Source organism: Paenibacillus sp. 7523-1 (assembly GCF_002276415.1).
Classification (GTDB): domain Bacteria; phylum Bacillota; class Bacilli; order Paenibacillales; family Paenibacillaceae; genus Paenibacillus; species Paenibacillus illinoisensis_A.
This window is the reverse complement of the sequence record NZ_NPBR01000013.1, coordinates 365,235-390,158: the sequence shown is the minus strand read 5'-3', so window position 1 is coordinate 390,158 and position 24,924 is coordinate 365,235. Positions and strand designations below refer to the sequence as shown.

Annotated in this window: 20 protein-coding genes and 1 pseudogene; 15 read left to right on the top strand and 6 right to left on the bottom strand. The window is 48.4% G+C overall.

All coding sequences use genetic code 11. From position 1 onward, the window contains the following. A complete protein-coding gene (locus CHH60_RS16820) occupies window positions 1-1,077 on the top strand; it encodes an anthranilate phosphoribosyltransferase (protein WP_095360197.1) in 1,077 nt (358 codons plus the stop codon). Between the two features lie 8 nt (window positions 1,078-1,085). On the opposite strand, the gene CHH60_RS16815 is transcribed toward CHH60_RS16820, so the two are convergent. Both CHH60_RS16815 and CHH60_RS16810 read right to left on the bottom strand, forming a co-directional pair. Beyond that, window positions 1,086-1,634, bottom strand: a complete 549-nt coding sequence (locus tag CHH60_RS16815) for an acyl-CoA thioesterase (protein ID WP_095360196.1) — start codon at window positions 1,632-1,634, stop codon at window positions 1,086-1,088. Window positions 1,635-1,810: 176 nt separating this feature from the next. Beyond that, the gene (locus CHH60_RS16810; RefSeq protein ID WP_095360195.1) at window positions 1,811-2,434 is read right to left on the bottom strand and encodes an acetate uptake transporter; all 624 of its coding nucleotides are present in this window, start codon (window positions 2,432-2,434) and stop codon (window positions 1,811-1,813) included. Window positions 2,435-2,938: 504 nt separating this feature from the next. On the opposite strand from CHH60_RS16810, the gene CHH60_RS16805 reads away from it, so the two are divergent. Then, window positions 2,939-3,115, top strand: a complete 177-nt coding sequence (locus tag CHH60_RS16805) for an aspartyl-phosphate phosphatase Spo0E family protein (RefSeq protein ID WP_095290779.1) — start codon at window positions 2,939-2,941, stop codon at window positions 3,113-3,115. A gap of 137 nt (window positions 3,116-3,252) precedes the next feature. Here the strand turns inward: CHH60_RS16805 and CHH60_RS16800 are convergent, their stop codons facing one another. Continuing rightward, window positions 3,253-4,182, bottom strand: coding sequence for a response regulator (locus CHH60_RS16800; RefSeq protein WP_095360194.1), 930 nt, complete (start codon window positions 4,180-4,182; stop codon window positions 3,253-3,255). A 436-nt stretch (window positions 4,183-4,618) separates the two neighbouring features. On the opposite strand from CHH60_RS16800, the gene CHH60_RS16795 reads away from it, so the two are divergent. After that, window positions 4,619-6,055, top strand: a complete 1,437-nt coding sequence (locus CHH60_RS16795; protein WP_095360193.1) for an alanine/glycine:cation symporter family protein — start codon at window positions 4,619-4,621, stop codon at window positions 6,053-6,055. Window positions 6,056-6,196: 141 nt separating this feature from the next. On the opposite strand, the gene CHH60_RS16790 is transcribed toward CHH60_RS16795, so the two are convergent. Continuing rightward, window positions 6,197-7,039 carry a methyl-accepting chemotaxis protein gene (locus CHH60_RS16790; RefSeq protein WP_095360192.1) on the bottom strand — a complete coding sequence of 281 codons (843 nt, stop codon included), beginning with the start codon at window positions 7,037-7,039 and terminating at the stop codon, window positions 6,197-6,199. Window positions 7,040-7,326: 287 nt separating this feature from the next. On the opposite strand from CHH60_RS16790, the gene CHH60_RS16785 reads away from it, so the two are divergent. Further along, on the top strand, window positions 7,327-8,019 hold the full coding sequence (locus CHH60_RS16785) for a Crp/Fnr family transcriptional regulator (protein WP_095360191.1): 693 nt from the start codon (window positions 7,327-7,329) through the stop codon (window positions 8,017-8,019). Window positions 8,020-8,131: 112 nt separating this feature from the next. Here CHH60_RS16785 and pepT read toward each other — a convergent pair whose 3' ends face one another. Next, window positions 8,132-9,370 carry a peptidase T gene (pepT, locus tag CHH60_RS16780; RefSeq protein WP_095360347.1) on the bottom strand — a complete coding sequence of 413 codons (1,239 nt, stop codon included), beginning with the start codon at window positions 9,368-9,370 and terminating at the stop codon, window positions 8,132-8,134. Window positions 9,371-9,905: 535 nt separating this feature from the next. On the opposite strand from pepT, the gene CHH60_RS16775 reads away from it, so the two are divergent. From CHH60_RS16775 to CHH60_RS16735, 10 genes and pseudogenes are all read left to right on the top strand, one after another. Further along, entirely contained in the window at window positions 9,906-10,940 is a 1,035-nt protein-coding gene (locus tag CHH60_RS16775) for an NADH:flavin oxidoreductase/NADH oxidase (protein ID WP_095360190.1), read from the top strand. 279 nt (window positions 10,941-11,219) lie between these two features. After that, the gene (locus CHH60_RS16770; protein WP_441339397.1) at window positions 11,220-11,642 is read left to right on the top strand and encodes an SRPBCC family protein; all 423 of its coding nucleotides are present in this window, start codon (window positions 11,220-11,222) and stop codon (window positions 11,640-11,642) included. Window positions 11,643-11,892: 250 nt separating this feature from the next. Beyond that, a complete protein-coding gene (locus CHH60_RS16765) occupies window positions 11,893-14,958 on the top strand; it encodes an ATP-binding protein (RefSeq protein WP_255247964.1) in 3,066 nt (1,021 codons plus the stop codon). Window positions 14,959-15,084: 126 nt separating this feature from the next. Further along, window positions 15,085-16,248, top strand: coding sequence for a response regulator (locus CHH60_RS16760; protein ID WP_095360187.1), 1,164 nt, complete (start codon window positions 15,085-15,087; stop codon window positions 16,246-16,248). A gap of 25 nt (window positions 16,249-16,273) precedes the next feature. After that, entirely contained in the window at window positions 16,274-17,617 is a 1,344-nt protein-coding gene (locus CHH60_RS16755; protein ID WP_095360186.1) for a cryptochrome/photolyase family protein, read from the top strand. Window positions 17,618-17,938: 321 nt separating this feature from the next. Further along, entirely contained in the window at window positions 17,939-19,114 is a 1,176-nt protein-coding gene (locus CHH60_RS16750; RefSeq protein WP_095360185.1) for an acyltransferase, read from the top strand. Window positions 19,115-19,339: 225 nt separating this feature from the next. Beyond that, entirely contained in the window at window positions 19,340-19,465 is a 126-nt protein-coding gene (locus tag CHH60_RS30270) for a hypothetical protein (RefSeq protein WP_255247963.1), read from the top strand. Between the two features lie 1,097 nt (window positions 19,466-20,562). After that, window positions 20,563-21,000, top strand: a pseudogene (locus tag CHH60_RS16745) (HNH endonuclease); the annotation flags it as partial. 251 nt (window positions 21,001-21,251) lie between these two features. Beyond that, window positions 21,252-21,908 (top strand): TVP38/TMEM64 family protein, encoded by a 657-nt coding sequence (locus tag CHH60_RS16740; RefSeq protein ID WP_095360184.1) that lies wholly within the window; start codon window positions 21,252-21,254, stop codon window positions 21,906-21,908. 73 nt (window positions 21,909-21,981) lie between these two features. Continuing rightward, window positions 21,982-23,055: a DUF1835 domain-containing protein gene (locus CHH60_RS16735; RefSeq protein WP_095360183.1), complete on the top strand. Its 1,074-nt coding sequence runs from the start codon at window positions 21,982-21,984 to the stop codon at window positions 23,053-23,055. 85 nt (window positions 23,056-23,140) lie between these two features. Here CHH60_RS16735 and CHH60_RS16730 read toward each other — a convergent pair whose 3' ends face one another. Then, window positions 23,141-23,656, bottom strand: a complete 516-nt coding sequence (locus CHH60_RS16730; protein WP_095360182.1) for a cupin domain-containing protein — start codon at window positions 23,654-23,656, stop codon at window positions 23,141-23,143. 167 nt (window positions 23,657-23,823) lie between these two features. On the opposite strand from CHH60_RS16730, the gene CHH60_RS16725 reads away from it, so the two are divergent. Beyond that, the gene (locus tag CHH60_RS16725; protein ID WP_176476093.1) at window positions 23,824-24,825 is read left to right on the top strand and encodes an NAD-dependent epimerase/dehydratase family protein; all 1,002 of its coding nucleotides are present in this window, start codon (window positions 23,824-23,826) and stop codon (window positions 24,823-24,825) included. Window positions 24,826-24,924: the final 99 nt, after the last annotated feature.

The following is a 24,924-nucleotide window of genomic DNA, read 5'->3' as shown; positions in this document are numbered from 1 at the left end:
ATGGATATGTCTGAGATTCTCAGGGAGGTTGGACGTGGGAAACGTGGCTCACGTGATCTGAATTATGCCGAAGCACTGGCTGTTGCCGAGCACATTCTGAGACAGGAGGTATCACCTGCTCAGACAGCCGCTTTTCTAATGGCGGAGCGGATGAAGATGGAGAATGTCGAGGAACTGGAGGCCTTTGTCCACGCATGCCGGAACAGTGCAGATCGCCTGTCCGTATTCCAGGATGGACTTGACTGTGCAGGTCCATATGATGGACGGACCAAATCGTTCATGGCTACCTTTCCGGTTGCTTTTGTACTGGCAGCAGCCGGGCTTCCGGTGACATTGCACGGAAGCGAACCTCTGCCGCCCAAGTGGGGGGTAACCCTGTCCATGCTGCTCAGGGAAGCGGGTATTGATACAAGGAAAATGGATCGGGAAGAAGCCAGGGTGGCGGCGCAGAGAACGGATGTCATGTACGTATCTTCCGAAGACTGGTGCGCTCCGCTTCGACAGCTAAGACCGCTTCGAGAAGAACTTGGCTTTCGTACCGTGTTTAACACAGCGGAGAAGCTGATTGATTTTAACCATTCGCCGTATCTTGTTTTTGGCGTATTTCATAATACATTTCTGGATCGGATCGCGAAGCTGCTTACTCGCTTTGGATACCGCCGTGCTTACGTGGTGCAGGGAATGGAAGGTTCGGAAGACCTCTATATTGATCGGCCTACACGTGTGTATGCTGTGGAAAACGGAGATACAAGACTGGAACTGGTGGACCCTGCCGCTTATGAGCTGGATATTCCTGTACCCGAGATGGCATGGACGGCCGCGAAACAGCTTGAAGTGGCACAATCGGTGCTCAGCGGAGAGGGGCATATTGCTTTTGTGAATCAGGTATTGTTGAATGGTGGCTTCCGTCTGTATGTAACAGGCCGCGTCAATTCGATTGAAGAGGGCATCTATACCTGCCAAGGTTTACTGGATAGCGGTGCAGCGTATCGGAAGTATCAGCAATGGACGGTCTCCATGGGCGGGGAACTACCGGATAGCAGAACGGTGTCCACGTATCCGGCTACCTCCAGATGATGTTGTAACTATTCCCAAGGATAAGTGACGGTAAGGAAGTCAGCAAATTTCTTGCTCTCTTCCCGCCGCTGCTTCCGCATGGCCGCCCGATCCGGAGCGGTCTCATATAGTTTCTTCTCTTCTTCCGTTTCCGGAATGAGGCGGGGGACAATAAGTTTTCGATTATTTTCATCCAATGCCACAAAGGTCAGAAATGCCGTTGCCGCAATCTTTTTCTCCCCTGTCTTCAAGTCCTCACGGATTACCTTCACAAATATCTCCATGGAGCTGCGTCCCGTCCAGGTGGCAAAGGATTCCAGGGTAACTGAATCGGTTGGGTTAATGGGGTACAGAAAGTCGACTGAGTCGGTTGAAGCGGTTACTGTATTGACCCGGCATAGTTTGGAAGCGGCAATGGATGCAATATCATCAATGTAGGACATCAACTTGCCGCCGAATAAAGTGTTATGGTTGTTCACATCGGTCGGGAATACTCGTGCCGTCTTGAAGCAGCGCGTCTCACGCACATATTTTTTCTCCGCTTGTTCGGACTCCGTAGCTTTAGGTATCTCTCTCATGTTTCTTCCTCCTGACCCTCTGGCTGCTGCGTCTCTGAAGCATGTGCCAGGTCTATCGTCTATTCATGTTATTCCTAGTATAGGTGCCCACCAAGTTCATATTCCAATGATGTCATGATTGCCAAAAAAACCGCCAGGCGCGGACCGGCGCGCGAGCGGTTTGGTGCTGCTGTATATTAAACCTTGGCTTTGAAGATGCCGGACGGTCTGCCTACGGGCAGGAAAGTGTATCCGAAATGAGCGTTCAGTACAGAAGCTCCTGTGCCGTAGAGCGACACGATACCGATACCCATTTCAGCATATGCTGCGATGGTATGGAACACGTGAGGAGCTACGCCGAAAGCATCAAACGTCAGGCCAAGGAACAGGAAGTCAATCAGAATGAAAATGATGAGCAGTACTTTATTGGCTTCCACAGCGCCCAGCGTCATGAACAGGGTGAATACGAGGTATCCGGCAAAAGCAAATCCGAGCTGCTTACCGTCAGCCTGTTCTGCCAGGGTGGAGCCAAACACGCCCATTTTGATCAGCCAGTTGGCACCCATCGCAAACCAGAAAAATGCGTATGCGCCAAAAGCAGTCGTGCCAAATGTGTTATTGCGTTTGGAATCTTGGATACAGGCGAACAACTGGGCAAATGCCCCTAGGAAGATCGCCCATGGGATAGCATAGCTGAGTCCGTCAGTAATGCCGAGTTTCTGGGAGGAAGCGACCAGGGTCACAATAGCCAGCCCAAATAATCCCATTGCGCTGGGATCGGCGTTTATGATTTTAACTTGAGTCCGTGAATCGGTTTGCATGGTGTTGATGAGCCTCCAATGATATCAAATCAGGATGTAAACAAGAATACAATCCTCTAGTAACTTTCGTATCCGCCGGGTCCGGACACACACATCGCCCTATTGTACCTGAATGGCCCGGTTATGAAAAGGAATTTGTTCACCGCACGATTCCGGTATCCTGAACGTTCAAACACCCCTCTATAGCATGCAGGTTGGCCTCTTTTGGTCAGTTTGCCTGCCAAAGGGGTGTTTTTGTTGTTCATTTTCCAAAATACACAATAAAGACACATTCATACAAGAAGTAGGATAGAGGAAGAAAATATGGATGCAAAAACATTCATTTCACTGCAGAAATGGCTTGGCAGAGCCACTTTTACAACATCCGGGCAAACATAGTCATTCATGACTTTCAAAAACTGGGGAAGGATACAAAACATCCATGCCGACTATGCCATATGTTAATCCAACTATAGATTGACAGTAAAAACTAAAATATAACACAGAAATAAGGAGGTCAAAGGCATGGTTATGAGTTTGGATTTAAAAAATCAAATCGAAAAAGCCAGACATAACCTTCATATGTTGGTAGAGCATCACGAGGGTGGGCTTGGGCATCCGGATGTCATCAGGCAGTCCATGGCATTGGATGAATTGATTAATGAATACAATCGAATGAATCGAAGCCAGACAAGAGCTTGAGGGATTCATATAATAGTAGGACAACCATAGATGAGTACATATGACAATGCGGGCATGAACATAACCGGAAGGACAGCTTTCTTCTCGAAGCTGCATGATTCCTGTTAATTCATGCCCGCATGTGTTTTGGAAGCGTTTCAATGTAAAAGTCGTTTGGCTTCCATATACAGTACCTGAACGAATTTTTTGGTGTTAATTCGCGTCTGGGACAAGGATGGCTCCACATTGTTCTGCAGCTCCAGCATTTTCTTGCGGATTTCCGTGAAATCGAAGAATTTAGATGCATAGTTCTCGAATTTGGGATGTGTATAATCCGTTAATCCCAGGGATACCACATGACTTAACGTCTGAAATATCGCCCGGCGAACACGCTGCTCTGAGGCCTTCACCTCTTTGGTTATCTCGGTGGCCGAGGCATGCGTTCCCAGTTTGCGTATCGCGATATTCTGGAAAATATCCTTGAGTGACGGGAATGTATAAGGCGAGATGGTATGATCTTCAGCTTCAATCTGTTCCAGATATTCGAGCATGTCCAGCAGATCCTTGCTGCCTGCTTCACCAATCATGCCCATTTCCGAGAGAAGGAAATGTCCTGCTGTGGAAATGGTTTTATTAGGGACAGGTGCGGTATGGCGTCCGGCAGATTGAATGCCGGTCAATCCCTGCAATGTCCGCTGAATATCTTGAATGGACTGCTGCATCCGCAGGCGTTCCTCGACCAGACGGAGAACGGATAGAATCTCCAGCCGATTGATCGGCTTCGTAATGTAGTATTCGATGCCTAGCGAGTAGGCTTCACCGATCATGTTTTTGGATTCAATCTGGGAGATCATCACGATCTTACCCTCGAATCTTCCTTCCAGTGCGCGTACGGTTTGGATTCCGTCCCGATGGGGCATGAGCAGATCAATCAGCAGCACGTCTACCTTCTGTAATTCCAGCAGCTCGGCATGGATGTGAGCTCCGTCCTCTGCTTCTCCGGCAATCTCGCCCAATCCTTCATCTTCAATAATATCCATCAGCATGGAACGAACGCCAGGATCATCATCCACGATAAAATAACGCATATTTTCGGTATCCTCCTCTCCTCAGCGGATGTAATTGGGCCAATGTATGTTGCAGACAGATGAACTGTTCTGAGTCGTGGTTCAATTTAATTCCTATCATACTTCGTCGTTTCCTTTCTGCATAGAACCAGCCATGCAGTAATAAACCAATATGTCAGATAACGTAACAGAGTTTCGCTATAAACGTCCTTTTTATAAAAAAAATCCAATGTTTGTTGTAGGAAAGTGTCGTTTTTCGTAGATAGGACTGTAGTATAAGTAACATCTGAATGAGCTGGCTATGAATTGTGTGGAATGGTACAAATGCCAAACGGAACGAAAGATCATCATTCAGAAGTATGCCATGAGATTCTATATGCAATAGTATGGGAATTTTACGCTCAGACATGCAAATGGAATGCTGTTTAACAATAGTTGAATAAAAGGAGTATTGCTAATGGAGCAAACGATACAAGATATTGTCGTTGTTTTCAACGATTTTTTATGGTCCAAGCTGTTGATCCTATTGCTGGTAGTATGCGGGATTTACTTCACGACCAAGACCCGTTTCATGCAGTTCCGCATGATCGGAGACATGGTCAAGGTGCTGGTTGAGCCCAAGAGCAAGGAAGTGGATAAAATCTCGCCTTTTCAGGCGTTCTGTATTAGCATGGCTGCCCGTGTAGGTACCGGTAATATTACAGGAATTGCGCTGGCTATTGCCCTTGGGGGACCGGGTGCTGTGTTCTGGATGTGGATCATTGCAATTATCGGCTCAGCCTCCAGTTTCGTAGAGAGTACACTCGCACAGATCTATAAAGTGAAGGATAATGGAGGATTCCGCGGAGGACCGGCTTATTATATGGAACGTGGGCTGGGCAAACGGTGGATGGGGGTATTGTTTGCCATTCTCATCACACTCTCGTTCGGCCTTGTCTTTAACGCTGTGCAGTCCAACACGATCACTGTGGCATTCCAGAATTCGTTTGGCCTCGATCGGCTGACGGTAGGTATTGTAATGGCGGTGATCTTTGCCGGAATCATTATGGGCGGCGTGAAACGGATCGCCAAGGCTTCCGAATACATTGTGGTGGTCCTTGCAGTGCTGTATATCGGGGTTGCTGCATTTGTTGTGCTGGCGAATATCACCCAGCTTCCAGCCATGATCGTGCTAATCGTAAAAAATGCCTTCGGCATTGAACAGGTTGCTGGCGGTACATTGGGTGCTGCGCTGATGAATGGCGTCAAGCGTGGATTGTTCTCCAATGAGGCTGGGATGGGTAGTGCACCTAATGCTGCAGCTACGGCGGATACGACACATCCGGTCAAGCAGGGACTTATTCAGGCTTTTGGCGTCCTGACCGATACACTTGTCATTTGTACAAGTACGGCCATGATTATATTGCTGTCCGGAGTCTACGAGGGCTCCAATCTGGGGGGTATTGAATTGACCCAGGCGGCATTAAGTGTGCATATCGGATCTTGGGCATCAGGCTTTTTGGCTGTTATGGTATTCCTGTTTGCCTTCAGTACACTCATCGGGAATTATTATTATGGGGAGACCAATATTGAGTTTATCAAGTCCAATAAAATGTGGCTGTGGGTGTACCGGATTGGCGTCATCGCCATGGTGCTGTTTGGTGCAATAGCCAAAGTCCAGCTGGTCTGGGATCTGGCTGATCTCTTTATGGGGCTGATGGTCGTCGTCAATCTGATTGCGATCCTCATGTTGTCCAAGGTCACGTTTGAAGCGCTGAAGGATTACAAAAGACAGAAGGCTGAGGGGCTTGACCCAGTCTTTACCCGTGACCTTATTCGTATTCCGGGTGAGGTGGAGTGCTGGGAGTCTGAAGCGGGCGTAACAGGAACCCAAGAGATGAAGATTGCAAAATAGGATTAGCGAAGCTCGGTTGATATGAGCCGGGTAGGATAAAAAACAAAAAACAGGACACCGACGATGCCAATAGGGCGCGCGGGGTCCTGTTTCATTATTTGGTATAGTTTCAGATACATATTGATCGCTCAGGATACAACTTTACTTTGTATGAACAGAGTAACTGATCAGTTGATCTGCCAGCATTTTCATCCGATCGCCCGTTTCATTCAGTTTCTCAATGACATCAGTGAAGGACGATACAAGGGTAGCTTGTTCCTGTGAAGAGGCAGCAATCTGCGAAACTTCTACTTCCATTTGTTTAATGACCTGTTGAACGTCTTTCAGACTTGCATCAATATCAGTTGTGGCCTGTTTGGCGTCCACAGAGAGCTTGCGTACTTCGGAAGCAACAACGCCAAATCCTGCACCGACCTCGCCTACACGTGCTGCTTCAATAGCGGCATTCAGACCGAGCAGGTTGGTTTGTTCCGAAACTTCCCGGATGAATCCGGCAACCTTATTGATCTGAGAGGAGTTTTGCACTGCAAGGCGTGTATTCTCCAGAATTTGTTCACTGGTAGCCTGCAATTCCTCGGCATGAGCAGCCACATGCTGAACCATCTCCACCAGGTTGCTATTAATGGATTGATTTTCTTGTATAATGGCTTCTAGCTGATTCTGATTGGATTGATCGTAAGATATGCAGAAAATGGCGACAACTTCATTATTGTCATCAAATATGGGGATATTCAGAATATCTAATTCAATCCCGTAGACTTCCGCAGGCAGGTGGGTGAGTGAAGCTTCACGTCCATTGGTTAGAGCCGTGAAGTTTTTATAATCATCCAACAGTGGTTCTCCTTCTTTGAACCCGAGATTAAATCTCTCAGTGGGGACAGCGTACAATACTTTCTCATGATCATACACAGTCAATCCGGCTGGTTCTCTAAGGATCAGGCTAATATAAGGCATAACTTTCAGAAGTGCATCTACAACATTCATGGGTCGAACCATCCTTTCATTATTCCTAATTTGCGATTGAATTCAAAAAACGTACATAATGCTTTAATTATCATCGGATAAGAGTGCGCTATCATTAACTCCATTTTTATATAAAATGATGACGAATTACGGACGAAATCTGAGAATTTTCCCATGTAAAATGATTTATTGGATATAAGTGTTAGTTGTAACTATTTTTATATCAGAATAATTGAGCTGTCTGATGTCCGAAATTAGGACATATGTCCATTTCTATACGTTAAATACTTGGGTGGGGGTTACCGGGAATGAGAGAAATCATGGATTTTGGTCGAATGCGTCAGCTGGCACGTGAACATGGCCTGGATCAGGTGCTGGATAAGCCTGCACTTGCGGAATTAAGACTGTTGGAAGCTTCCAAGGGTGAGATTATATGTGCGAAGGGGGAACGGCCGGAACGGTTTTATTTTCTTGTTGAAGGCAAACTCAAGATTTATACGACACTGCCAAACGGCAAGTCACTGCTGCTTCGTTTTAGCACGCCGCCAGCGCTTGTAGGGGATCTGGAATTGGTGAATGGGAAGGAAGCCAAGAATACGGTTGAATCTGTCAACAAAAGTCTGCTGCTGGGCGTTAGCTACCGTTACCTTCAAAACACGTATGCGGATAATCCGAAATTCCTGCATTTCATGCTTAGTCATGTGACCCATAAACTGTATACGTTCTCCAATTTATCAAGCCTGAATCTGTTGTACCCGGTGGAGAGCAGGTTTGCCAGCTATCTGTTGTCAACGATGGAACAGGGCGAGCAGGTGACGGAAGAGATCCAAACTTCCAAGCTGACAGAGCTGGCGGATATGCTGGGGACGAGCTACCGACATCTGAACCGGGTAATCCATGACCTCTGTGATCGGCAGATTATCCGTAAGGAACAGCGCAAGATTGTTATCTGCCATCTGGAGCAATTGCGCGAGATTGCCGGAGGGAACATGTATGAATGAGATCGGCTCCATGGACGTAAAAGTCTCAAATGTAACGCAAAGAGCACCTATGCCTCAAGCAATGGGTGCTCTTTGCTATCTAAACAGTGTAATCAATGGACAGTGGCAATGATTAAATATCGCCGCGCTCTTCAAATAATTGAGCAATCTCCACGATAACCTGAGTGGCTTTCACCATGTTATCGACCGAAACATATTCGAATTTGCCGTGGTAGTTTTCGCCACCTGTGAAGATGTTTGGTGTAGGCATGCCCATATACGAGAGCTGGGAACCGTCAGTTCCTCCGCGGATGGGGCGAATAACGGGTTCAATGCCCAGACGAGTCATGGCTTCATGCGCAATATCAACAATTTGGCGCACAGGTTCGATCTTCTCACGCATATTGTAATATTGATCATTCAGCTGAACGGTGATGCTCTTCTCTCCATACTTGCCTTGGAGTTCTTCCGTAACCTTCAATACATAGGCTTTGCGTTCTTCAAACTTCGCCCGGTCAAAATCACGAATGATATAGCTGAGCTGCGTTTGCTCAACATCGCCTTCAATGGATATAAGATGGTAGAACCCTTCATACCCCTCCGTGAATTCGGGAGCTTCTTCCGCAGGAAGACGGCGGTTGAACTCCATGGCGATTTTGGCCGAATTGACCATTTTGTTTTTCGCGGTTCCAGGGTGAACATTCGTACCTTTGACTGTAATTTTGGCTGCAGCCGCATTGAAGCTCTCGTATTCAAGCTCTCCCAGTGGTCCGCCATCTACCGTGTAGGCATACTTGGCTCCAAAAGCAGGCACGTCGAACTTATGCGGTCCGCGTCCAATCTCTTCGTCGGGAGTGAAGGCAACCCTGATCTTTCCGTGTTTTATCTCCGGGTGATCGATCAGATAGGCCATTGCCGTCATGATTTCGGCAATACCTGCCTTGTTGTCCGCACCAAGCAAGGTTGTCCCATCTGTTGTCATGAGGGTGTGGCCCTTATATTCACGCAGTTCGGGGAAGTCAGTGGTAGACAGTACCACATCCAGCTCCTGGTTCAATACGATATCCTGACCATCATACTGGTCGATGACCTGTGGCTTTACATTTTTGCCAGTGAAGTCTGTCGCTGTATCCAAGTGAGCCAGGAAGCCGATTACGGGTACCTCCTTGTCCGTGTTAGATGGCAGAGTAGCCATGACATAGCCATTCTCGTCCATCGTTACGTCCTGTAAACCAATGGCTTTGCATTCCCCTACAAGGTATTCGCCCAACGCGAGTTGGCCCGGCGTGGAGGGGCAGGTTTCACTGTTTTCATCCGATTGTGTATCCATTTGAGCATAAGTTGTCAGTCGCTCGATTAAAATATCTTTCACCATCATCGCTCCTTCTGTTTGGGTTGATATATAAGTTATCACTATTCTTGGAACGAATCACTACGAGGTCAGAACAACCCTCTGATCGCTGTTATCCCCAGATTTTTTGATTACATATAAAGGTGAAAATCCGGTTATAAAGGCGAAGTGTATGCTTCCGACGCAGCTTTCTTTCAGAAAGCTTTTAGCTTCGCTTCTACAGGTTGTTTCTGCCCTCTCCGTTTTCGTCTAAGGGTTAGATACAACTTATATTATAGGTTGGGTATATTATCTCCTGTGTATGAAGGTATCATATCATGTTTTGGAGCTACTTCGTGTAGGGGCTGTAAGTGCTGGCGGGGTAGCTCTAGGTATAAAAAAGGGTACTATGGCACAAAAATGTACGTACTTGCATTCAGGGGAGGCTGCTTCATAATAAAGAATGGTCCACGGATTGGCGAGAAAGACTGCACAAGATTGGGTAACTGTTTTTCATGTTGAAAAACAAGCGATTGCCTCAACATATACTAATATATTGAATAGGAGATGTATCCATATGTCAGAGAAATTATTTTCCCCCTACCAGTTCAAGGGGCTTCAACTGAATAACCGTGTAGTTATGGCGCCAATGTGCCAGTACTCGGTAACAGCCAAGGATGGCATCCCGAATGATTGGCATCAGGTTCACTATGTAAGTCGTGCGGTTGGGGGTACAGGTCTGATTGTCATCGAAATGACAGATGTTGAACCAGATGGCCGCATTACTGATAACGACCTGGGCATTTGGTCGGACGAGCATATTCCGGCTTTTGCCAAGCTGGTGGATGGCATGCATGCCCATGGCTCGAAAGTGGCGATTCAAATTGCGCATGCTGGGCGAAAAGCGGAGGATGCAGAACAGCCGGTAGCTCCATCCGTGGTCACTTTCCCGGGTGAAGACTTTAGAGAGCCTCGTGCACTGACTACCGAAGAAGTAGAAGCTATGGTGCAGAAATTTGCGGACGGTGTTCGCCGCGCAGTTCAGGCTGGAGTGGATGCCATTGAGCTGCACGGAGCACATGGATATCTCATTCACCAGTTCCATTCCAAGCTGATGAATCATCGTGAAGATGTATATGGACAGGATTTGGCTCGATTCGGCGTTGAGATTATTCATGCTGTGAAAAAGGAAATGCCGGAAGACATGCCGCTCATTATGCGCATATCTGCAATTGAATACGCTGATGGCGGCTACGATATCGAGCACACCTTGGAAATGGCTCGTGCCTATCAGGCAGCAGGTGTGGACATATTCCACATCAGCTCTGGAGGAGAAGGACCTGCAGGACAACGGAAGCCGGGTAACTACCCAGGTTATCAAGTTCCATTTGCCCGTCGTTTCCGCGAAGAACTGAACGTTCCGGTGATTGCAGTAGGGCTGCTGGATGATGCAGCTCTCGCTCAAGCCGTTATTGGCAACGGCGATGCCGATCTGGTTGCAGTGGGCAGAGGCATGCTGCGCGATCCGTACTGGGCTAACCATGCGGCTCTGGAGCTTGGTGTCAGCAAGGATAAAGCAGCGATTGCGGAGCAGTATTCCCGCGGTTATTAATTTTATCTAAAACATATATCAGCTCGTACGACAGGCCGCGGCAAGGGTGAACCTTAGCTGCGGCCTGATTTTGCATTTTGATAGTCAAGCGGTCACGGTTGGGATTCCATCGTTCAGAGCAGACTAAGACGGGAGTTACACATCTTTAATATATGAGTTTCAAGATGAGGTTCGTTTAAGAGGAGATCCAATGCTAGATTCGGTTGTTAAATGAATTCATTTGACACCCATCTTCATATCCCGAACAATGAGTAATATCTATTTAAGGAGGCGATGGTTATGACATCATCATCGAGCGCACTGCCGGATATCCGGCAGCAATTGGTACTTCATGCTGCGCTAGAGAAAGTATGGGAGACTGTCTCAACGGCAGAAGGCATGGAGACCTGGTTTATGCCAAGCAATCTGGAGCCGGTGGAAGGACATGAATTCGTGCTGGAGGCTGGGCCTTTTGGCAAATCACCGTGCCGGGTAACGGAGGTTCAGCCGCTTCACAAGTTATCCTTTCAATGGGGCAAGGATTGGACCCTTACCTTCGAACTGGATGAACAGCCGGAAGGTACGGCATTTACGTTGATTCACAGCGGTTGGGATGCCGATAAACTAACTGAATTTGGACAGGCTCATGCTATCGTACGTGAGCGAATGGAGCAGGGCTGGTCAGGCATCGTGCAGAAACTGGCACAGGTTGTAAGCCAATAAGACAGGATTGTCAGTTGCGATCAGGGTCATTTTCTGATGAACAGCTGGCAGTCCTTTTTTATTTTGTGAGCTTTTCATGGAGAGTTCGCACGAGATGGTGAACCGCCTTAAAAAATGTGATTCTTTTTAGTTTCCTTCTATTTCCGTGGGCAGCAGAAACGTGTAACATGGATCATGAAGATAAAACGACAAAAAGTGACGCCTATCGTCACGTGTCAGAAGGATTTCATTGATGAAAAAGCACTGGATTATGCTGACGATTAGTTTCATTTGTATTGTTGTCTTTCCCGTAGGGTGGATTGTGCAGAGTATTGTATCTGAGCGCGGGAATCCGGTCGTTAAACAAGGCCTAATCGATTTGACCACATGGGATTTCACCAAAAAGGGTGCAGCCACATTGGACGGAGTCTGGGACTTCTACCCGAACCAATTATTAACCCCGGTTGATTTTGAGGCGGATGTGTCCGGACGCAAGCCAATTGGGCCACCTACAGCTATTCAAGTCCCGGCCAGGTGGAATAAGACGATGGGTGAAGCCCATGGCTATGGAACATATCACCTTCGTGTCAAACTCAGGCCCAGCTTCGAGAAGAATGACTATGGCATTCGTACACAGAATATTCGTATGGCACACCGTATTTTTATAGATGGCAAAGAGATCGGAGGCAAGGGACTGCCTGGCGAAACAAGGGAAACGGACCTCCAGTACAATTTGCCGTTCACCGGGTTTACCTCGATTGAGGGAGACCGTGCAGATATCATCATTCAAGTTTCCAACTATACATACTCTTCCGGAGGAATCGTAGCTTCACTGTTATTTGGAGATGAACATAGCATTCTGTACAGCCAGCAGTGGGACTGGCTCAAGGATCTGATGACCCTTTTCGGATTTATCCTCCCTGCAGCGTTTTTCCTACTGCTGTTCAGGCTGCGCCGGAGTGAGAAGGAACTTCGCTACCTGGGCTTATTCAGTCTCTCCGGTGCCATGTATGCACTGACGCATGGGGAGAAACTGCTGGGCACCTTTGTACCGTTTCTACCGAATACTGAAATTTTAAGGCTTCAATTAATAAGTTCAGCACTGGCCTACTACTATTTGCTTCGCTATATGGATGCGCTTGTTCCGGGTGCAATTCACAAATGGTACGTACGTCTGGGAATTACGCTGGTGATTCTGCAATGCACTATTGGCCTGACCTTGTCTCCGGTTCTATTCTCGCAACTGGAGCCTCTAATGCTGATGGTATCGCTTAGCGTCATTGTATACACTCTTCGAGCGATGTTTTATTGGTTGAAAAAGAGGCCCAATGACAGCCATTATGTGCTGATCAGCATGATGAGCATCCTCATGGTCGTTATTCTGTATACCATCGGCGCATTTACGACGCAGGATACGGCCTTTCTCGCCCTGTATGAGCTATTGTTATTTGTTTTTGCTCAGATGATTCTTACGGCAATCCGCTTCGCGCAGTCCTTTCGTGAAGTTGAGGCATTATCCGAACGTTTGCTTGTGATCGATAACCTGAAGGATGAATTCATGGCCAATACGTCGCATGAACTGAGGACCCCGCTGCATGGCATCATTAATATTGCCCAGTCCATGCTGGAAGGAGCGGCAGGGGCTGTGACGCCGAAGCAGGCCAGAAACCTGTCCATGATCACGTCTACCGGTAAGAGGCTTTCACTGCTGGTCAATGACATTCTGGATTTCGCCAAGCTCAAGAATAGTGAGATCGAGCTGAAGCGGGAGGCGGTGGATCTGGAGTCCGTTGCCCGCACAGTGGTTGAAGTTTCGGGATTTACCTTCGGGGATAAGCCTATTGTGTTAATACAGGACTGGCCTCCATCCCTGCCACTGGTCGAAGCAGATGAGGATCGGTTACGGCAGATTCTCTATAATCTGATTGGCAATGCATACAAGTACACGCAGCAAGGCGAGATACGGCTATATGCGATTGTGCAGGGGGATCAGATCCGAATGTCTGTGGCGGATACCGGGGTTGGTATTGCTCCAGAGAAGCTGGAGGATATATTCCAGTCCTATGAGCAGGAGAATGGTACAAGTGAACGAATTAACGGCGGGACAGGGCTTGGTCTCAGTATTTCGCGTAAACTTGTAGAGCTGGGCGGAGGCATGATTTGGGTCCAGTCAGAACCGGGTCGGGGGTCTATTTTTCACTTCACCCTGCCAATTGCCAAAACGCCGCTGCTTCATACGGTTTCCAGACCGACTGCAGCGAGCTACGTGCCTGCCGAGCGTGCTAATTCATCTGGAGGGTTTCCTACAGAACTCGATGAATCAGAAGAAGGCCCCGCAGCAAAGCATACGATTCTGATTGTAGATGACGATCCGGTAAATCTGCAGGTATTGTACAATCTGTTATCAACAGAGCGATACCGGGTCATTTCTGCTGATAGTGGTGCTGCCGCCTTGAAAATGCGAGAACAATACCCGGGAATCGACTTGGTGATTACCGACTGGATGATGCCTCAGATGTCCGGAATTGAATTATGCCGCAAACTGCGTGAGCGTAATTCCCTGTCCGAACTGCCTATCCTGATGCTGACGGCGCGTGGATTGCCTGAGGATATCAGGTTGGGTTTCCAGGCTGGTGCCAATGATTTCCTAAGCAAGCCGGTCGATGCGGGGGAGCTTCGTGCTAGGGTGCGAACCCTGATTGAAATGCGGGCCTCCGTTCAAGGCGCCATTCGCACAGAGATGGCTTTTTTGCAGGCGCAGATCAAACCCCACTTTTTATATAACGCGCTTAATGTCATTATCGCTACTTGTGCCGTTAACCCGGACAAAGCGACAGATCTATTGATTGAGCTGAGTCACTATCTGCGTGGGAGCTTCGACTTTCAGAACCGGGATCAGCTGGTACCGCTGACCAAGGAACTTGAGCTGGTGGAGTCCTATGTACATCTGGAACAGGCCCGGTTTGAAGAACGGCTGGTGGTCAACTATGAAGTGGAACCGGACGTTCGGATCTATGTGCCGCCGCTCAGCATTCAGCCACTCGTTGAAAATGCCATTCGTCATGGTGTGATGGAGCGGGCCGCGGGTGGAACCGTGACTCTGAAAATTGTCAGAGAAGACGATCGTATCATCGTCCAGGTTGAAGATAATGGGGTGGGCATCCCTGCGGAGCGTTTGGCCCAGGTTCATTCGGGAAGGACGGAAGGACCGGGAGGCGTGGGCCTGCAAAATATCAACCGGCGTTTAGTGTCCTTATATGGCGAGGGATTGAATATTCAAAGCCATGTGGGCAAAGGGACGAAAATTCGTTTCCGTATTCCTCTGCCCAGAGGTTAATTATCCCAGAATTGTGCCGTGACCGATCATAATGGTTAACAGACTAATAAGTTGATGAAGTTTATTCAGTAATTCCTTTGATATAGAACGAAGAAGAATAAGTAAGGGCAGGAGGCTGGAAGAACAGTGAGAGCCATTGTAATCGATGACGAGAAGCCGGCGCAGCTCCACCTGGAGCGCCTGTTATTGTCGGACGGACGGATTACACCCGTGCAATGTTTTTCAACAGCTCGTGATGGACTGGATTTTCTGGCAAAAGAGCGTGTCGATGTGGTGTTTCTGGATATTGGCATGCCAGAAATGAACGGACTGGAAGCGGCTGAGTATATACAGCAGCTGGATAACAACATTCGAATTATATTTGTAACAGCGTACGCTGATCATGCAGTCGAAGCATTTGAACTGCATGCACTGGATTATGTTCTGAAGCCGGTAAGCTCGGCAAGATTGGGCAAAACCATTGACCGGATTGCTGCTTGGAAGTCTGCTATGCCCGAAATGGCAGCAACCGCTGAAGTAAAGGAACCCGTTTCCAATGCTGCCGAGGATGACATCCAGTTACCGGGATTGCTCACCTTCAAACATTTGGATATCTACAGAAGCCTGAAACCGGAGGCAACCAAGCATAAATGGAGGACGACCAAATCCCAGGAGTTATTCGCTTTTCTGTTTCACCATCGTGGAGAATGGGTAAGCAAAGAAATTCTGCTTGATAAATTATGGGCCGATGTCACCTTGGAAAAAGGGCTAACTCATCTGCATACATCCGTATATCAGATCCGAAAACTGTTCAAGGAATGGAGTATGACAGGCAAATTGGAATACAACATGAATCGTTACCGTTTGCTGCCGGGCAATCTGGTGAGTGACGTGGAGCAATTTGAACTAGGAGCGGGATATGCAGAAGTTACTTCTACCAATGTGGAAGAGCTGCGGGAGATCATGTTGTTATATCGCGGGGACTATCTTGAAGAGCATGACTACCCTTGGGCACAATCAAAGGCCCGTGAGCTGAAACGCAAATATATACAATTGGTCATGGACCTGGCTGACTGGAACATGAAGCATGGACGCGGCAAGGATGCCACCGAGCAGTTACTCGATTTACAGGAAAGAGAGCCTTATGCTGAAGAGATTTGCCGATTAATGATGAGGGTGTATGCATCCATGGGTGATGGATCAGCCATACTCCAAGTATATTCATCATTTGCCAAGACACTTTTGGAGGATTTGGGGCATCAGCCGGAACCGGAAACGAGCCGCCTCTTTCAGGAGCTAACGGCGAAGTAGGCACAGGCCAGGCGGGAGGGTTGTAGTGAAATTATTCATACATCGCAAGGATTTGCGTACGGAGGATCTGCACGCTTTTGATTATTTGCAGAACCAGGAAGATGAGAGTTTGCACCTGTTTATCTACGACCCCTTTTTGCTTCGTCAAGGACGTGATAAGGAGCACAGCGGCATCAACTTTCTGAGGCATGCAGCCGGGCTTGCGAGACAGTACCGGGAGGCAGGCAAGCTGCTGCATGTGGCACATGGCAAGCCATCAGAAGTTGTGGATTACATATTGGGACACACAGAAGAAATTATCGATGAAGTGGTAGTTCACCGGGATATGACACCTTACGCGATCGAAAGGGATCGCAGCATACGCAAGGTTGTTGACCAATACCAGGCCAAGTTCACACAGCTGACGGATCATCTGCTGATCGATCTTCCGCGGTTCGCTGACTTTACAGGCAAATCGGAGCCTTATAAAGTATTTGCTGCTTTCCACCGGCGCTGGGTGGAATTTATGAATGAATTCCCGAATCCTCCTTCGGTACTAACGGTAGCTGATCTTAAGATCAGTAAGCTATCCATCGAGTTTCCTGATTCATTCAGGGTTCCCGCAGCACTTATGGATGTCGAGCGGGCAGAAGAGCCTTATGGACTGCTCGATGCATTCCTGAAGGAACGTATCGCGGAGTATGGGGAGCACCGGGATGAATATGAAGCATACGAACCAAGCCATCTGAGTTCCTATGTGGCGGTAGGAGCCATCTCGATCCGCAGGATGTACGATGCCGCTTACCGGGCAGAACAGCCGGATGAATGGATTAGACAGCTGTGCTTCCGTGACTTTTATCTGTATCGTGCAGTATATGAGGGTCATTATTTTACATACGAAAAGGTATACGATCTGTCACCGTTAAGTGATTATCACTTCGAACGCTGGTGCAAGGCAGAGACGGGAATACCGATTATTGATGCTGCGATGACCGAGCTGAATGAGACGGGACGCATGCCTAATCGACTGCGTATTCTGACGGCGATGTTCCTGACCAAAAACCTGCAGTGCCCATTTCCCCTGGGTGAGGCCTACTTCAGACGCAAGCTGCTGGATTATGACAACATTCAGAATCGGGGGAACTGGTTATGGTGCGCATCACTGGGTGAGAATGCTGCTCCGTATTTCCGGGTTAACAATCCGGTAACACAGTCGGAGAAGTATGATCCGCAGGGAGATTATATCCGGAAATGGCTGCCTGATCTGAAGGATCTGCACAGCAAGGATATCCATCAACCACGCGAGGGTGCCATTGTGGATCTGAAGGCATCCAGACAGGCGGCTATAGAGGTCTATAAACAAATTCTGGCGAGTCGTCAGAAGGATTAGAAGGAGACAGGATGGATCAATCCCGGCCTGATTGGGTGCCTCAGGATGTGTGCTCACACAGACAGGGAGCCCGAGTTTACCAGTTTCATCCCAGTGAACCAGAAATAAATCCTGCTGAGGCAGCATTGCCCGAAGACCGCATTATAGCGGTCTTTTTTACATTTATAGACATGAAAATAGTGTGAAATCCACTGAAAATTTAGGAATTGTTAAGAAAATGGACTACCCATCTTAAGCATTATGCCTTTTAATAGATAGAGAGCTTATCGTACTAAGTCATATCTGACATATTGACGAACACATTAAGGAGAAACGCTAAACATGAGTGAGACATTGAAAAGAGAGCGAATACCGGAGTTGAACCTGGTACGTGCCATGGCGATTATCGGCGTGCTGTGTGTGCATTCCACGTCTTATGCGACGGTGGACATGACGGGTTCGGGTTACTACTGGCTGTATAACTTTATTAATATCTTCATGAAATATGGTACGCCTACTTTTATTTTCATGAGCAGCTTCGTGTTGTTCTATAACTATTATTCCCGTCCCTTGGACAAGAAACTGGTCAGCAATTTTTATAAAAAGAGATTCGTTTACATTTTGCTGCCGTATTTCCTGTTTTCCCTGTTTTATTTTGTTATTCTGCATTTCACCCATTATCAAGGCCGTCCGTTTGGTGAATCTGCCATCAGCTTCATTACCAAACTGTTCACGGGTAAGGCGTATACGCATCTGTACTTTGTATTCATCAACATGCAATTCTATCTGTTATTCCCGCTTGTATTGTGGCTGTTGAAGAAGTATCCTGCGGTGGTTAAGTGGTCTGTACCGATTGGGCTGCTGATCCAGTGGGCATTTATCGTAAGTAACAAATACGGCTTCCAGGTGCCGAACAAGGGAAGCTGGGCCTTCTCATACTTCTCCTACTTCATGCTGGGAGCGTTCATTGGGGTCTATTTTCCAAAGATCAAGCAATGGTTTGTCATCAGCCGTGAAAATGCGACCAAAGGCCGCGCAGCATCCTGGATTCTGCTGTGGGCCGTCTGGATTGCTGCCGGACTCGGACATGTATATATTTATTACCTGCTTCGTATGAAGATTGCCACGTATAACACACTGTGGTATGAGTTTTTCTGGAATTTGCATACCTTTGCTTGTGCGCTCGTACTGATTCAGATTGCATACCTGTTGTATCGCAAGGGGCCTGCATTGATTGCCAAGCCGCTTAATCGACTTGGTGCACTGTCCTTCGGAATTTATCTGATCCATCCATTTTTCCTGCTGTTGTATCGGGAGTTCCCGCCGCAAACCGGGGTCTCCTGGCTGGTTCACCTATGGTATGCCGGAGGCTTTGCTGTAGCGCTGTTCGCTTCATGGATTGTAGTGGGGCTGACTGCGAGGTTCATTCCGTTTGCCTGGGTCATCTTCGGCAATCTGCCGAAACCAAAACCACGGGTCATCCCGCAGTCCAATTCGGGCCAGCTCGATGTTCGTTAATATTTAATTGCCATTATAGGAATAATAAGCCGTTTCTTGGTCGACCTTAGGGTTGAGCGGGGAACGGTTTTTTTCATGCGATCAATGAGCATCATGTGGGAACGAATGTTTCTTTTGGAGCTGCCAGGGGTAATGAGAAGGCGGAACACAAATCAAAAATGCAGAGACTTACAGAACAGGATTAAGGTGAGATGAATGAAAACATGTGAACAATGCGGGAAACCGATGCAAGATATATTGGAATATGTAGAGCACATTCTTCATGAATGCAATGGACAGACAACAGAGTACAGCACAGATGGCTATCCGGCACAGACACAGGGGTATGAGTGCGTCCGCGAGCAGATGTGATACAATAGAAAGAAACCGGATTCATACGGAACCGAGGTGACAACATGGAGACGGGCTCAGCCCCTTTCCGGCAGGAAATGACGGAACATGAAGCGCAACAGACCAAGGTATGCATGTATTGCGGGCAACAGCGTCCGTTGTCTGAATTTCGGCGCAGAACCGGAAAGAGGGCAGGGCCCGGTGCCAGACGAGGGGCCTGTCGTCATTGTCGTCAGCGCAGTGGACAGGCTGACGTTAGCGACATCCCGGTGCAGCAGGGTCAGAGCTTGCACATGCGAATGCAAAGAACGGAGAAGATTACAAATGAATCGAGTGCTGCAGCCAGTCAACGGGTGATTCAGGAGACATCGGATGAAGGTTCTGAGAAAAAGCACAGCCAAGCTGAACCTCTATCTTCCGCTTCCTCGGAGCCATCAGGTGATCGGAAGAAAAGAAGACGGAGACGAAAGTCCAAAGGGCAGCAGGCACAGCCAGGCCTTGAACAGTCTGAACGGATCACGGAATCAGGCGCCGCAGGCCAGACAGATCGTGATCCGAAGGTTGGTGGACGCACGATATCCAATGTGCGTGCTGAACAGGCCGCTGCGCAGCCAGCTGTGGCGGCCAGCGAGGCTTCGCTGCCGGAAGATCCGCAGGATCCGGCAGCAGGAACAGCAGCTGCGGGTCAGCAGGTCGCAGCGGGGCGCAAGCGCAAGCGGCGCCGCAAACGCTCGGCGCCGCCTGGCGCTGGCACTGGACCGGACCGCATCGCGGTCAAGTCCGATGTGCCAGCGAGCGACCGTGGCGCTGCCGCTACGGTCGACGGGCCTTTGGCGGCAGGTGCACAGCCTGCTGCTCCAGGGCTGGACCCGGGCCAGGCAGCTCCTGCTGCGGCCGGGACAGCCGAGTCTGCTCCCGTGCGGCCACAGGGTCCGCAAGGGAGCAGGGCGCGGCCAATGCGCAAAGAACGTGCGCATAAGCCCGCGAGTGAAGACGGCGCCCGGACAACGACTTCCGGGCACCGTCCCCATTCCCATCATGCCCGCAGCCGAAGCGCGGGCGCAGATGGCCGGCCGCGCCGTCAGACTCCGGCGGTTCCGGCAGCCATTGATCCGGAAGATCCGTCATCGCTCCGTACGAACAGGCAGGGCATGGTCCGCATGCGTGGCAAGACGGATAAAGGCCGCCGCTGGCATCAGGAGATTGACATGGAGCTTGCGGTCACGCTGGTCAAGGAAAAAGCGGCAGTTGTTGTCAATCGGTACACGATTCGCCGATTATTCAGCAACAAGGATTTCAAACGGTACATCATGACCCGGGATCAGTATACCTGCTACTTCTGTGGATCATATGGTGATACGATCGATCATCTCCTGCCTCGGGCCAAAGGCGGTCATACAACTCCGTTAAACTGTGTATGTGCCTGCAATCTGTGCAACCAGTCCAAAGCTGCGATGGATGCTGACGAGTTCATGCGGTCCGGTATACCTGAATGGAATGCTGCTCATCAGGAGGAACTGAACGAACTGCAGCTGCAGGAAGCGCAGCTGGAATAGAATTGTGTTTATTTCTTCTCCTGTTAGGGAGAGGGATACCAATATAGAAAAGCACACCAAGACTTGTTGTACAGGTCAGGGTGTGCTTTTCGTTATGTTGGTCTCATCTGTGAATATTTCTTCAAATTAACAACGGTTTGAAGTGGATTCGTACGTTATACTGTGAGAAGAAGATGAACCGTACCCAGATCATTCGAGCACAGGAATTGCGGTGTAAACGGATGGAGACTGAATAGATTGGAAGGATGCACATGACCCCGGTACCTCTGGACATCATGTCCTATATTACGGAAGAGAATATTCGTTATTGGCTGGAGCAGTTTCGTTCCCTGGGGCCGCTTCCAGGTATACTGCTTACCTTTATGAAGTCCTTTGTGCCACCGCTGCCGACCCTGCTGATCGTGGGAGTTAATGGGGCGGTGTACGGCCTATGGGCGGGATTTTTGTACTCGTGGATTGGGATGGTGCTGGGTTGTACCCTGACCTTCTTGCTGGTCCGGGAGATTGGGAAATCTGCCTTCGTGGAACGATGGTCCAGCAAACCGCGTGTTCAGCGGAGCATGGTATGGATTCGGCGGAATGCCTTCAGTTATGTATTTTTGCTGAGCATCTTTCCGGTCGGACCGTTTGTCATCATTAATGTGGCGGCAGGTATTGCCCGAATGAGACTTATGTCTTTCCTGCTGGCTGTAGGATTCGGTAAGGCCATCATGATATTCTGCGTGACCTACATTGGCTCTAATGTGGCTCAATTCCTCGAACATCCTGTAAGGTGGATTGGTGTATTGCTGTTTATCGCTGTATCGTTGTGGGCCAGTCGGAAGCTGGAGAGACACTTCACCCGTTCATCGGCACAGGAGAAACTGGACGAATCCAATCAACCTTCGGGGAACTCCATTTCTTCCTGAAAATGAAAAGCCTGTCGTATAACAGCCCAAGTTGTGCAGTTTTATATAAAACAATCCGAGGGGGCTTCACATCGTGAATGATGTTTTTGCATTTAGTCGGCACATCAATCGCATGAATGAACATGAGCTGCGCTCATTCATGCGCCTGCTCTATATAAAATCCGAACAGGTGGTCCAGTGGCAGAAGGAACAAGGAGAGGTTATGGATTTTGCAAACAACGTCTTAACCTTGTTGAAGGATATGGACAAGCCGATGGATTTCAGTCAAATGGAACAGCAGGAGCTTAGCGGATTGGATGGACCCGCTGAAATTCATATCACGATTGGAGATTCCTCGCTGGGCAGCCTGAAGATTGCGATGGCCAACGTCCCTGGGCGTGAGGGTAGGCGTTTCATATCCATGAGCGACTATTATGCCGTTGGTCCGTTAGGGGATTTGACGAGCAATGCTGACTTGCATCGCAGGCATCTATGGTTAATGGAGCGATTAAGCCTGAATGATCGTCAAGAGTATGCCGAACATGGTCTGGATTCACTGTATGAATTGAATGATAGGATCTGTTCCATTGATGAACAGACCCGAATAACCATCTGGTATGCGAATAATGCACATGAGAGAACAGGGCTTCTATACGCTATCCATTTACTGCGTAACCGGAAATCACCTATTTATGTGATAGAGACCAGTGGTTTGTATCAGCAGCTATTTAACAGACAGGATGTCGAATACACGATCTTGAATACTGGTGAGATTGGTCCAGAGAAGTTGCTTAAGATGTGGCAAGCTTGCTCCGAAAAGGGGCCGCTGTCTATAGAAGAGCGCCATCAACTGGAGCAGGAATGGTTAGAACTTTCGGTCAAGCCAGGTCTCTTGAGATTAATAAAAGATGGCACGCTCCAGAGCTTCTCCGAAGATGCCATGGATCAATACATCATGGAGAAGGTTAAAGAGCTTACTGCTTATTGGGAGCCTGCGAAGTATATAAAATCTGCCCGCATTGTGGGTGAAGTGCTCGGCACATATGATCAATTTGTTGGGGATGGATTTATTGAGTACCGAATACGCCAGCTGGTGCTGCAAGGGTTGCTTGAAATGGAAGGCAAGCCGCATGCAATGCGGTTCTACGGCATCCGGTTACGTGCATAAGCTAAACAGACTGTTATCGAGGACATGGATTTTTCTCGTTAACAGTCTGTTTTTCTTTTTGGTTCACTCATATGCAGGCACCCTCTTATTTGCCTTTATTCCATAATTCCAACAATGGTCCCTCGTTCCCGTAGACTGGATCCGTTTCAGGGATGGGCACATCGCCAATCTCCCGGAGAACTTCAGGACGTTCTCGCGGATCACCTGTACGGGTATTGTAGCTTGTGCCGCCAGGGTAAGCACCTGCTATACGAAAATCAGAGCTGGCTTCTAGACGCTTATGTCCTGTTCCTGCAGGAAGCACAACAATATCTCCCGTTTGCAGATAAACTCTTTGTCCCTTTTCCCCGCCTAGAATCAGTTGAACGAAACCGCTAACCACTGCTAGTGCTTCATGGGCATTGCTATGAAAATGATGATAGTCAAACACACCATTAATCCAGTTGTTACCCCAGTTATTGCTGTTGAGCAGCGACTCTGCTCGGGACGGGTCTTTTGCCCATACACCCTTATACAACAGTACTGGCAAGTTTGGGTTGTTGGGAATCACGCCATCGTCTTTGAAGTAAAAGGTCTCTAGATTATCTCTGGATTCATTCATTATCATCACCTCACTGTTTATTACCCTCATTAGCGGTCTGCTCTACGGAAAAAGAAAAATAAAAAATGAATGGAAAATGATACAAAACGTATCATTTTGAGGTTATACTCAATACATACGCTCGCCTCAAGAGCCTGCCTGAGTAAAATCCAAGGAGGAATGGTTTGGTGAACATTGTCATTACAGGGGCTTCCGGATTTGTGGGATTCAATCTTTCTCATTATTTAGCGCAAAAAGGCCACCGTATTACTCTGATCGACCGGGATGACTATTGTCAGAGACTTGTTCACAGCTCCCCGCTGCATGAGATGACCTTCACTTGTTGTGACCTCGCTTCAGACCGCTTCAGCTTGCCCCAGGGAACCGATTATATTATTCACCTGGCAGCCATGCCGCATGTGGATTATTCCTACCATCACCCAGGAGAAGTGTTTCGTAACAACACACTAAGCACGCAGGCCATTTTGCAGTATGCAGCCAATCATCGTATTCCGGTTGTACTGGCCTCCTCGGTAGAGGTCTATGGAGGCGAGTTTGGCAGAGTGTACTCCGAATCAGACGTATATGCTCCCGTATCACCCTATTCGGCATCCAAAGTAGCCTGTGAGACGCTGGCTCATTCCTATGCCCAATGTTACAACCTCCCCGTCAAAATCTTCCGCCTAACCAACCTGTATGGGCCATGGCAGCTACCTGACCGAATCATTCCCCGCAATTTTGGCCGGATGATGGATGGTTTGCGGCTGGATATTCAAGGATCTGCTGTACGTGATTTTCTGTATATCGATGATGCACTAAAAGCCATTGAACAGATTATGCTGCATGGACAAGATCGGCATACGTATAACATCTCGACAGGACAAGGCACAACAATGCAGGAGATTGGCGAGCTGCTGCAATCTCTGCAGCGCTCCACAGGTGATGTGGAGATTCGGGATCAGGAACCGACCCAGTCCAGAGGTTCGAGTTTAGTCGTTTATTCGGGCAAATTAAGAGAAGAGCTGGGATGGAAACCGCAGATTACATTGGAACAGGGGCTGGAGAAGACATACCGCTGGTATCAGGAGCATCCGGATTGGGTGCGACAATTCAGCAGACAGTATCAAACATCGAGAGGAAGTCATGAGTTTATCGTGGATATGGCTAGATATGTGGCTCCAGCAATTTGATACAACTTACTGCAATCAAAAAAAGCCAGGGAAGGGTGATTGGAATAACACCTTCCTTGGCTTTTTTCTGTCCCGTAGGTGCAGGCATGTTCAAACTGC

Excerpts from the sequence above, each read along its gene's own strand:
- CHH60_RS16820 (WP_095360197.1), top strand. The coding sequence starts at position 1 with ATGGATATGTCTGAGATTCTCAGGGAGGTTGGACGTGGGAAACGTGGC.
- CHH60_RS16815 (WP_095360196.1), bottom strand. The coding sequence starts at position 1,634 with ATGAGAGAGATACCTAAAGCTACGGAGTCCGAACAAGCGGAGAAAAAA.
- CHH60_RS16810 (WP_095360195.1), bottom strand. The coding sequence starts at position 2,434 with ATGCAAACCGATTCACGGACTCAAGTTAAAATCATAAACGCCGATCCC.
- CHH60_RS16805 (WP_095290779.1), top strand. The coding sequence starts at position 2,939 with ATGGTTATGAGTTTGGATTTAAAAAATCAAATCGAAAAAGCCAGACAT.
- CHH60_RS16800 (WP_095360194.1), bottom strand. The coding sequence starts at position 4,182 with ATGCGTTATTTTATCGTGGATGATGATCCTGGCGTTCGTTCCATGCTG.
- CHH60_RS16795 (WP_095360193.1), top strand. The coding sequence starts at position 4,619 with ATGGAGCAAACGATACAAGATATTGTCGTTGTTTTCAACGATTTTTTA.
- CHH60_RS16790 (WP_095360192.1), bottom strand. The coding sequence starts at position 7,039 with ATGAATGTTGTAGATGCACTTCTGAAAGTTATGCCTTATATTAGCCTG.
- CHH60_RS16785 (WP_095360191.1), top strand. The coding sequence starts at position 7,327 with ATGAGAGAAATCATGGATTTTGGTCGAATGCGTCAGCTGGCACGTGAA.
- CHH60_RS16775 (WP_095360190.1), top strand. The coding sequence starts at position 9,906 with ATGTCAGAGAAATTATTTTCCCCCTACCAGTTCAAGGGGCTTCAACTG.
- CHH60_RS16770 (WP_441339397.1), top strand. The coding sequence starts at position 11,220 with ATGACATCATCATCGAGCGCACTGCCGGATATCCGGCAGCAATTGGTA.
- CHH60_RS16765 (WP_255247964.1), top strand. The coding sequence starts at position 11,893 with ATGCTGACGATTAGTTTCATTTGTATTGTTGTCTTTCCCGTAGGGTGG.
- CHH60_RS16750 (WP_095360185.1), top strand. The coding sequence starts at position 17,939 with ATGAGTGAGACATTGAAAAGAGAGCGAATACCGGAGTTGAACCTGGTA.
- CHH60_RS30270 (WP_255247963.1), top strand. The coding sequence starts at position 19,340 with ATGCAAGATATATTGGAATATGTAGAGCACATTCTTCATGAATGCAAT.
- CHH60_RS16740 (WP_095360184.1), top strand. The coding sequence starts at position 21,252 with ATGACCCCGGTACCTCTGGACATCATGTCCTATATTACGGAAGAGAAT.
- CHH60_RS16730 (WP_095360182.1), bottom strand. The coding sequence starts at position 23,656 with ATGAATGAATCCAGAGATAATCTAGAGACCTTTTACTTCAAAGACGAT.